The 7,443-nt window shown below is 54.2% G+C and carries 12 protein-coding genes and 2 pseudogenes; 3 read left to right on the forward strand and 11 right to left on the reverse strand.

Annotated features, from left to right (window positions below):
- Positions 1-42: 42 nt before the first annotated feature.
- Both yoeI and plaP read left to right on the forward strand, forming a co-directional pair.
- The gene (yoeI, locus tag ACWYRJ_RS03730; protein WP_111966150.1) at positions 43-105 is read left to right on the forward strand and encodes a membrane protein YoeI; all 63 of its coding nucleotides are present in this window, start codon (positions 43-45) and stop codon (positions 103-105) included.
- On the forward strand, positions 95-1,453 hold the full coding sequence (gene plaP / locus ACWYRJ_RS03735) for a putrescine/proton symporter PlaP (protein WP_023312362.1): 1,359 nt from the start codon (positions 95-97) through the stop codon (positions 1,451-1,453). The genes yoeI and plaP overlap by 11 nt, the downstream gene beginning before the upstream one ends.
- A gap of 123 nt (positions 1,454-1,576) precedes the next feature.
- On the opposite strand, the gene sbcB is transcribed toward plaP, so the two are convergent.
- On the reverse strand, positions 1,577-3,001 hold the full coding sequence (gene sbcB, locus ACWYRJ_RS03740; protein WP_455507440.1) for an exodeoxyribonuclease I: 1,425 nt from the start codon (positions 2,999-3,001) through the stop codon (positions 1,577-1,579).
- A 181-nt stretch (positions 3,002-3,182) separates the two neighbouring features.
- On the opposite strand from sbcB, the gene ACWYRJ_RS03745 reads away from it, so the two are divergent.
- Positions 3,183-4,361, forward strand: coding sequence for a tyrosine-type recombinase/integrase (locus tag ACWYRJ_RS03745; RefSeq protein ID WP_249576373.1), 1,179 nt, complete (start codon positions 3,183-3,185; stop codon positions 4,359-4,361).
- On the opposite strand, the gene ACWYRJ_RS03750 is transcribed toward ACWYRJ_RS03745, so the two are convergent.
- The 10 genes and pseudogenes from ACWYRJ_RS03750 to ACWYRJ_RS03795 form a co-directional block, all read right to left on the reverse strand.
- On the reverse strand, positions 4,342-4,533 hold the full coding sequence (locus ACWYRJ_RS03750) for a helix-turn-helix transcriptional regulator (protein WP_045346713.1): 192 nt from the start codon (positions 4,531-4,533) through the stop codon (positions 4,342-4,344). The genes ACWYRJ_RS03745 and ACWYRJ_RS03750 overlap by 20 nt on opposite strands.
- Before the next feature lie 111 nt (positions 4,534-4,644).
- Positions 4,645-4,917: pseudogene (locus tag ACWYRJ_RS03755) on the reverse strand (DUF550 domain-containing protein); the annotation flags it as partial.
- A gap of 57 nt (positions 4,918-4,974) precedes the next feature.
- Positions 4,975-5,214, reverse strand: a complete 240-nt coding sequence (locus ACWYRJ_RS03760; RefSeq protein WP_455507441.1) for a DUF4222 domain-containing protein — start codon at positions 5,212-5,214, stop codon at positions 4,975-4,977.
- The gene (locus tag ACWYRJ_RS03765) at positions 5,192-5,863 is read right to left on the reverse strand and encodes a hypothetical protein (protein WP_455507442.1); all 672 of its coding nucleotides are present in this window, start codon (positions 5,861-5,863) and stop codon (positions 5,192-5,194) included. The genes ACWYRJ_RS03760 and ACWYRJ_RS03765 overlap by 23 nt, the downstream gene beginning before the upstream one ends.
- Positions 5,860-6,081, reverse strand: coding sequence for a TraR/DksA family transcriptional regulator (locus ACWYRJ_RS03770; protein WP_455507443.1), 222 nt, complete (start codon positions 6,079-6,081; stop codon positions 5,860-5,862). Before ACWYRJ_RS03770 ends, ACWYRJ_RS03765 begins: the two co-directional genes overlap by 4 nt.
- A 91-nt stretch (positions 6,082-6,172) precedes the next feature.
- On the reverse strand, positions 6,173-6,364 hold the full coding sequence (locus ACWYRJ_RS03775) for a DUF1382 family protein (protein ID WP_455507444.1): 192 nt from the start codon (positions 6,362-6,364) through the stop codon (positions 6,173-6,175).
- On the reverse strand, positions 6,361-6,657 hold the full coding sequence (locus ACWYRJ_RS03780) for a DUF4406 domain-containing protein (protein ID WP_455507445.1): 297 nt from the start codon (positions 6,655-6,657) through the stop codon (positions 6,361-6,363). Before ACWYRJ_RS03780 ends, ACWYRJ_RS03775 begins: the two co-directional genes overlap by 4 nt.
- Positions 6,654-7,181 (reverse strand): phage N-6-adenine-methyltransferase, encoded by a 528-nt coding sequence (locus ACWYRJ_RS03785; protein ID WP_047357430.1) that lies wholly within the window; start codon positions 7,179-7,181, stop codon positions 6,654-6,656. Before ACWYRJ_RS03785 ends, ACWYRJ_RS03780 begins: the two co-directional genes overlap by 4 nt.
- Positions 7,178-7,357 carry a hypothetical protein gene (locus ACWYRJ_RS03790; protein WP_455507446.1) on the reverse strand — a complete coding sequence of 60 codons (180 nt, stop codon included), beginning with the start codon at positions 7,355-7,357 and terminating at the stop codon, positions 7,178-7,180. The genes ACWYRJ_RS03785 and ACWYRJ_RS03790 overlap by 4 nt, the downstream gene beginning before the upstream one ends.
- Positions 7,354-7,443 (reverse strand): annotated as a pseudogene (locus ACWYRJ_RS03795) (regulator); the annotation flags it as partial. The gene ACWYRJ_RS03790 and the pseudogene ACWYRJ_RS03795, both read right to left, overlap by 4 nt.

Raw genomic sequence — 7,443 nt, forward strand, 5'->3', positions numbered from 1 at the left:
TTTACTAAAATCCGACAGTTGTTGTCGCTGAGGAAGAAACAAATGGGGCAATTTTTCGCTTACGTGGCGGTTATCACCTTAAAGGAGAATAACTATGTCGCATAACGCAACTCCAAACACCTCTCGCGTGGAATTACGTAAAACGCTTACGTTGATTCCGGTTGTTATGATGGGCCTGGCCTATATGCAACCGATGACGCTGTTCGATACATTCGGTATCGTATCAGGCCTCACAGACGGTCATGTGCCGACGGCTTACGGCTTCGCGCTGATTGCGATCCTCTTTACCGCGCTGAGCTACGGTAAGCTGGTTCGCCGCTATCCGTCTGCCGGTTCCGCCTACACCTATGCACAGAAATCCATCAGCCCGACGGTTGGCTTTATGGTGGGCTGGTCTTCGCTGCTCGACTATCTGTTCGCGCCGATGATCAACATTCTGCTGGCAAAAATCTATTTTGAAGCGCTGGTGCCATCGATTCCATCCTGGATGTTCGTCGTGGCGCTGGTGGCCTTTATGACGGCCTTCAACCTGCGTAGCATTAAGTCTGTTGCCAACTTTAACTCCGTTATCGTTGTGCTTCAGGTTGTCCTGATTGCCGTTATTCTTGGCATGGTGATCTATGGCGTGTTCCACGGCGAAGGCGCGGGCACCCTGGCGAGCAGCAAACCGTTCTGGTCTGGTGATGCGCATGTGATCCCGATGATTACCGGGGCAACCATTCTGTGCTTCTCCTTTACCGGTTTTGACGGCATCAGCAACCTGTCCGAGGAAACGAAGGATGCAGAGCGCGTGATCCCTCGCGCAATCTTCCTGACGGCGCTGATTGGCGGTCTGATCTTTATTTTCTCGACCTATTTCCTGCAGCTGTACTTCCCGGATATCTCCCGCTTCAAGGATCCGGATGCGTCTCAGCCAGAAATCATGCTCTATGTGGCGGGTAAAGCGTTCCAGGTTGGTGCGCTGATCTTCTCCACCATCACCGTACTGGCGTCCGGTATGGCCGCGCATGCAGGCGTTGCGCGTCTGATGTACGTAATGGGCCGCGATGGCGTATTCCCGAAAAGCTTCTTCGGCTACGTGCATCCAACCTGGCGTACCCCGGCGATGAACATCATCCTGGTCGGTGCGATTGCGCTTCTGGCAATTAACTTTGATCTGGTGATGGCTACGGCGCTGATTAACTTTGGTGCGCTGGTGGCGTTCACCTTTGTTAACCTGTCGGTTATCTCTCAGTTCTGGATCCGTGAAAAGCGTAACAAAACGCTGAAAGATCACTTCCAGTATCTGTTCCTGCCGATGTGCGGTGCCCTGACCGTGGGCGCGCTGTGGGTTAACCTGGAAGAGAGCTCGATGGTGCTTGGCCTGATTTGGGCGGGTATCGGCCTGATTTACTTGGCCTGCGTTACGAAGAGCTTCCGTAACCCGGTTCCGCAGTACGAAGACGTCGCGTAAGACTGTGTCGGGTGGCGGTTACGCCTTACCCGACCTACATAACCCGTAAGCCCGCGTAAGCGCAGCGCCGCAGGGCAAAAAAAAACCGGAGACCATCGCCTTCGGTTTTTTTATTTCTGACTTTCAGACTATCTCTTGCGCGTACTGGAACAGGGATTTCAACAGTGCCTGTTTCTCAGCATTCCCTTCATACTGGCCATAAAGCATTTCCAGCTCCTGAGCGTAGCTGTGCAGATACTCTGGCGTAAATACGTTGCGACGGTGCTGCAGCCAGCGTTCCTGCTCGGCTTCATCCAGCGTGCCGGGGTAGTTACGCGCGCGGTAATTAAACATCAGCTTTTCGATGCGCTTATCGGCGAAGGTGATATCAAGCGCCGGTAAGTTACGCGGCTCGGTTTGCAGAACGATATTCATGGCCGCGCGATCGGCATCGCTGAAGAAGCCGTTATAGAGCTGGGCATCCACGTTTTCAGACGGCACGAATGGCTCCGCCTCGGCAAAGATAGCAACCAATTTCTCGCGCACCTGCGGGTTTTCGCGCAGCACTTTCAGGTTATCGAGGCAGTGCTGACGGTTGATGCCCAGCCTGTCTGCATCTTCCGGGCGCAGCGTGTTCGCCTGAGCGAGTACCGGACATTTATTTATGTGCACCAGTTTGACCGGCACCGCGGGCAGATCGCCGAGTTCATTTTTTGGCGTGTACAAACGTTCGCGCAGGGTATCGCTGTCGAGCTCCAGCAGGGGTGAAATATCGCCCGCCAGGTCCACCATGATGACCGCATTACGGTTGTCCGGATGCCACGCCAGCGGCGCAACCCAGCTGGTATTGCCGCGCCATGCGCCAAACATGCCGGAAATATGCACCAGCGGCTTCATCTGCGGTACATCAATCAGCGTGATCAATTTCTGTTTACTGCGGTGGCTCAGCAGATACTCGAACAACCGGGGCTGTGCGCTTTTCACCAGCTTCGCCATGGCAATGGTGGCATAGACGTCCGCCATCGCGTCGTGGGCGTTGCTGTGCTCGATACCGTTGGCGCGCGTCAGGTGTTCCAGCCGGAAGCTGGTCAGCCCTTCCTCATTTTCCGGCCAGTTAATGCCTTCAGGACGCAGGGCGTAGCAGGCGCGCATGATGTCGAGCAAATCCCAGCGTGAATTGCGGTTCTGCCAGCTCCAGGCATAGGGATCGTAGAAGTTGCGATAGAAGATATTGCGCGTCACTTCGTCATCGAAGCGGATGTTGTTGTAACCAACCACGCAGGTATTGGGAACGGTAAAGAGATCGTGAATGCGTCGGGCGAACTCTGCCTCGTTAACGCCTTTCTCCCGCGCTTCCTGCGGGGTGATGCCGGTAACCATGACCGCGCCGGGCTGCGGCAGGTAGTCATCAGCCGGTTTGCAGTAAAAGACCTCGGGCTCGCCAATAATGTTGAATTCGTCGTCGGTACGGATGGCGGCAAACTGCGCCGGTCGGTCCAGCGCCGGGTGAGTGCCAAAGGTTTCGTAGTCGTGGAAGAGGAAGGTAGGTTGATTATCTGTGTCTGCCATTGTTTAAGATTGTCCACAATAGTTAATTAACTGCCTGTTATCACTCGAAAAACAACCATTTTCTCACCTGAGTTTGTCCACGAACGTTAAATATAGTTGTTTACTGTATCTAGATGTCCATGTGATATTGCGTACCAGAAGTGTACCAAACCACTATTTCTGAGCGTACCAAATATTATTTATGGCTATCAGCGACACAAAACTGCGTACCATTCATGGTAAACCATATTCGGGCCCACAAGAAGTGGCTGATGCTGATGGCCTCAGCGTGCGCATTTCTCCAAAGGGGGTCATCCAGTTCCAGTACCGGTATCGCTGGCATGGTAAACCTCATCGTCTTGGAATTGGCCGCTACCCGTCGGTGTCGTTAAAGGATGCCAGGCAGATCACGTCTGATTTACGAAACCTTTATTTCTCCGGCACAGATCCGCGCTCCTACTTTGAAGAGAAAACGCAGAACTCCCTGACGGTCGCTCAGTGCCTCGACTACTGGTTCGAAAATTACGTCTCTACAACACTCAGGGAAAAGACCCAGGCACTATACCGCTCAACGGTTATGAAGCGGATGCATGATGCATTCCCAAACAGGCCAGCATCCTCAATCACCGTTAAGCAATGGGTTGATCTCCTCACCGAAGAGGAAAGGGATAATCCCCGCCGCGCGCGTCAGGTGCTCAGCCAGCTTAGATCGGCGATAAGCTGGTGCATGCGGCGTCAGGTGATAGATAGCTGCGCAATTATGAGCATCCAGCCAAGAGACTTTGGCTCCCGTGCTGCTGTGGGCGACCGCGTTTTGTCATATAACGAGCTGGCTCAGATTTGGATGGCTATTGAAAGAAGCCGGGCGTCTACCTCAAACAAGCTTCTTCACCAGATGCTGATGCTGTGGGGGGCGAGGCTCTCAGAGCTCAGGCTGGCAACCAAGACCGAATTTGACCTGCTAGACAACGTCTGGACTGTGCCAAAAGAGCACAGCAAAATGGGCAACGTCATCCGGCGGCCCATCTTCGAACAGATTATGCCTTTCCTCGAAAAGGCCATGACAACTTACAATGATGTGCTTTTCCCCGGGGAAGATATAAACGAACCGATCAGCATCGCTGCCGCTAACCGGTTCGTAAATCGAATAAGGGGAGGGATGGACCTTGGATACTGGCGAACCCACGATTTCAGGAGGACGCTGGTAACAAGGCTGTCTGAAATGGATGTCGAGCCCCATGTGACTGAGAGGATGCTCGGACATGAACTTGGCGGGGTAATGGCCGTGTACAACAAACACGACTGGATAGAGGCTCAGCGCAAAGCGTATGAGCTTCACGCTGATAAGCTGTTCTGGCACATCAGGAACATTTCTGGTTAACGCCGCCATTGAGGATCCATCCATCAACAGCTTCCCGCAGGTACGCTTTTGGGTGGGTCCTGACTGGCTTCGGAAACCCGTGCCGGTTGGTGTAGTTCCAGATTGTCTGGCGTGATGAAACCCCAAGCTTGTTCATCACTTCTTTTTCAGGAATCAGGCTGGTGTCGCTCATTGGTGTCTCCAGGCAAAAAAGAACCCGGCGCGGGGCCGGGCAAAAGGGATTACGTTGCAGTGCATTCGCACCCAATAGCCAGCTCATAACTGGCTATCAGTTGCGTCATGGTTTTATATGAAGTCGCGGCTCGCCGTCTTTCGGCTCCGGCCACTGGCGCGCCATATTCACCTTTAGCTTTTCTTCCAGCGCCGCAGTGATTTGCTCATCGGTGATACCGGCGCGCCGCTGCGCGTCCCACAGCAGGAACTGCATATCAGCCCATTCACTGAGGTCGCCAGGATCGGCTGCAGCTTCCAGCGCCTCTTTCGAAAGGTGCTTCAGAGGTCCGATGGGGCCGACATTGCCGAAGGTTTTTTCTGACCATTCAGCGTGGCGCCGCCGGATCAGGTTTCTGGTGAACTGCGATTTCTTCGATTCGTAAGGTTTCACGCTCTCTCCTCATGCCGCGCGCTGGGCACGCAGCTTCTTCAGGTGTTCTGCTGTTTCGATTTCTTCGGCGATCCGCGTGGCCTGTGCTTTGGTCAGCGGCTCGAATTCATGTTGAAAGCGGCCCATGCTGGCGATGCAGGTGCGACCGTTGCGGATGTAGTGGATCATTTCGTGGGTAGCGCGGAGGATTTTGCAGGGCGCGCCGTGGAGGTCGGCGTACCAGGTATTAGGCTGGATTATCCTGAACATTGGGCACCACCTTAAATTCGATTACCCAGACCCAGGGGTTGGAGTCGAAGCTACCTTCGCCATTGGCCTTATCCCACCACGCTTTAAAGCCGTGCATTTCTGGACACAGCCCTACCGGAACGCCAGCGATCGCATAATGCTCGGCATGGTTGAAGGCTCGTCCAGCTACGGTTTCGCAGTGTTCAAGCATGTCGCCAAGGTCATTCAGCAAGTGTGATTCATTAGCTGTCTGAAGTTTCTCGACTCGGATGCCGGTTATCTCTAGGGTGATTCGGCTGGCGGCGCGAGGCATTACTGCGCCAGATTGTGGACGTGTCCATTCTCCCCATTCTGGCTCACCATCGGCCCAATACCAGAAGTCCGGGACTTCTTGAGGAACTGCTGGATCAAAGAAGTTAAATGCGTCGAGCCGTGAAAATGACTCTCTGACATAAATCGCATCGCCAACTGCACCAAATGGACATGGATGCCAGTAATCGCACACGTGCTCCGCATCTTCGCTCCATGGCCACATGCTTCCGTCGTCGCGCTCTGCAATTTCAGTAGCCCGAGTCTGACGCCATTTGATAGGGCGCCGAACCTGCGTCATGCTGCCATCAAGCAAGGCGCGCACCTGATACTCATTAAAAATCATTCCGCGCTCTTTCACTGGATACCCCTCTGCTTATTCCTCAATTCGATCTCTTCCTGGCAACTGGCGCACGTCTGGCAGCCCGGAACGGCAGCGCGTCGCGGCTCGGGGATTTGTTCATCGCATTCTTCACAACGCTCAGCTGATACAGCGTTGCGGTTTACTCGGTGAGCGGAAAGGGCAGCGTTACGCTGAAGCTCTTCAATCTCTGCTGCGGTATCGATGATATCGGCCATGGTCAATGCTCCCGGAACTGTCGGTTAATTCGGTTGAAGGTGAACGCCAGCAATAAAAAAGGCCGCGATAGCGACCTGGTGATTAGTGCTTTCATGCTGCACCGCCTTCATTCTTCTCGGCTTCGACTGCCATGTGCTCAAGCCGTCGCGATAGCTCGGCGGCCAGTTTCTGGAATTCTTCTTCTGTCGCCACCGGGATCGGCACAAAGCGGATCCCGATGTGTGCGAGGTTGTTGGCGATTTCGAGGCTCTTCCTCAAATCAACGGGTGAGGCTCTGTTCATGCCGCACTCTCCTCTTCCTGGAAGATAATTTCCATTTCCAGCTTCTCGGCCAGGGCATTCTCCGCTCGGGCACCAGCGGAGTGCTCCCAGCCTTCAAGCATGTAGATAGCATCAGCACAGCGAAGCATTGATAGGCAGATGTCCATGTACTCGGCCTGGGTTAATCCATCTGGTAGACGGGCGGGATTCAGAACAATATGGCCTTTCGACCAGAGATGAAAATGCGCATGGTTAAAAGCGGCACGGTTAAAATTAGGTAGGCCGCTCATCGGCCCGGCTATGTAAATCTTCATGCTACCTCCCTTGCTCCGATCCGCCTCAGTTCTGCCAGCGAAACAGATGTGATGATGTGTCGCGGTTTGGTGAACGGACGCCAGATAAATAGAACTGACCCCTTTGGATTGCTTTTGCGCTTGCCGCCATCCGTTACCGGAACAAACTGAATGCGCCCGTCGGTGATGAGCCGTAATTCGTCAGCTGTCTGCATTGCCGCGCTGAACCATCCGGTAGATATGTCGGCGGGGAGAAGCATCACGACAGGCTGTCTCTGCGCCATGCATTGCTCAGCGGCTTTCTCTACCCATGGCGAGATATCGGAATAGGGCGGGTTACACCAGATTGCGCCGTACGAGTTCCATTCTCGACTCAGAGAATCATCCCGCTCGGTTAGGAAATTAGCGCACAGTGCGTTACGCTCACTGGAGGCGGCGTCCAGCCAGAAACCAAACTCCATATCCAGTGCATCGAATACCCACAGCGGTGTCTGCCAGCAGTCCTTTTCATCTTGTGGCGTCGTCGATCCTCCAAAATCGGTCATGCCGCCTCCCACTTAGTCACCGCTTCGGGGTTATGCTTATCCCACCCGTTGCGCTCCAGATTTGCCTGCAGGCGACGATCTCCAACCTCTTTGATGCTGCGCCCGGTCATTGCTGCGACCTCAGCGTTTGAGTGTCGCCACAGCAGCGCCAGTTCTTCGAGTGACCATGCTTTCATAGCACTGACTCCATTTCGTCGATGTAGAGGCCCTGAGCAATCAGGCGTCTACGGCGGGCGGCCCGCGCTATGCATTCCTGCCGTCT

Source organism: Enterobacter sp. (assembly GCF_977039595.1).

Coding starts and splice junctions, on each gene's coding strand:
- ACWYRJ_RS03770 (WP_455507443.1), bottom strand. CDS start 6,081: ATGGCCGATATCATCGATACCGCAGCAGAGATTGAAGAGCTTCAGCGT.
- plaP (WP_023312362.1), top strand. CDS start 95: ATGTCGCATAACGCAACTCCAAACACCTCTCGCGTGGAATTACGTAAA.
- ACWYRJ_RS03750 (WP_045346713.1), bottom strand. CDS start 4,533: ATGAGCGACACCAGCCTGATTCCTGAAAAAGAAGTGATGAACAAGCTT.
- ACWYRJ_RS03775 (WP_455507444.1), bottom strand. CDS start 6,364: ATGAACAGAGCCTCACCCGTTGATTTGAGGAAGAGCCTCGAAATCGCC.
- ACWYRJ_RS03780 (WP_455507445.1), bottom strand. CDS start 6,657: ATGAAGATTTACATAGCCGGGCCGATGAGCGGCCTACCTAATTTTAAC.
- sbcB (WP_455507440.1), bottom strand. CDS start 3,001: ATGGCAGACACAGATAATCAACCTACCTTCCTCTTCCACGACTACGAA.
- ACWYRJ_RS03760 (WP_455507441.1), bottom strand. CDS start 5,214: ATGTTCAGGATAATCCAGCCTAATACCTGGTACGCCGACCTCCACGGC.
- ACWYRJ_RS03745 (WP_249576373.1), top strand. CDS start 3,183: ATGGCTATCAGCGACACAAAACTGCGTACCATTCATGGTAAACCATAT.
- ACWYRJ_RS03790 (WP_455507446.1), bottom strand. CDS start 7,357: ATGAAAGCATGGTCACTCGAAGAACTGGCGCTGCTGTGGCGACACTCA.
- ACWYRJ_RS03785 (WP_047357430.1), bottom strand. CDS start 7,181: ATGACCGATTTTGGAGGATCGACGACGCCACAAGATGAAAAGGACTGC.